The following is a 747-nucleotide window of genomic DNA, read 5'->3' as shown; positions in this document are numbered from 1 at the left end:
CGTCGTTGTTGTTAGAAAGCGTAGTAACCGTTTCGCTTAACTTAACAAGATCGCTGATGTTGATCACTTTTGAAGCGCCAGTAGCATCTGTATAAGAGAACTCATTTTTAGTTCCGTCATAGCTTACGTTTCCTGCTGTATTGTTTACGATATTCTCGATAATCTGTTTTACCTCAATATTGTTTGCAATTGTTGAGAAGTTGCTTGTTACATCTCCAACAACATTGATTTTAACCTCAGTACCTGCTTCATTTGTATACGTGTAAGAACCGTCGTTGTTATTACTTAATGTAGTAACAGTTTCGTTATTCTTAACCATATCGTTGATGTTGATCACCTGTGTTGCACCGCTTTGGTCTAAATAAGTAAACTCTTTATTAGCGGCATCATAGCTTACGTTTCCTGCCGTATTGTTTACGATATTCTCGATAATCTGTTTTACCTCAGTATTGTTTGCAATTGTTGAGAAGTTGCTTGTTACATCTCCAACAACATTGATTTTAACCTCAGTACCTTTCTCGTTTGTATACGTGTAAGATCCGTCGTTGTTATTACTAAGCGTAGTAACAGTTTCGCTTAACTTAACAAGATCGCTGATGTTGATCACTTTTGAAGCGCCTGTAGCATCTGTATAAGAGAACTCATTTTTAGTTCCGTCATAGCTTACGTTTCCTGCCGTATTGTTTACGATATTCTCGATAATCTGTTTTACCTCAGTATTGTTTGCAATCGTTGAGAAGTTGCTTG

The 747-nt window shown here is 36.9% G+C and carries 1 pseudogene; it reads right to left on the bottom strand.

From position 1 onward, the window contains the following. Positions 1-747: pseudogene (locus KHA98_RS22760) on the bottom strand (hypothetical protein); the annotation flags it as partial.

Source organism: Flavobacterium branchiicola, from assembly GCF_018383905.1.
In the GTDB taxonomy this organism is placed as follows: domain Bacteria; phylum Bacteroidota; class Bacteroidia; order Flavobacteriales; family Flavobacteriaceae; genus Flavobacterium; species Flavobacterium branchiicola.
The sequence above is the reverse complement of the archived record's forward strand: the minus strand, read 5'-3'. Positions and strand labels throughout refer to the sequence as shown.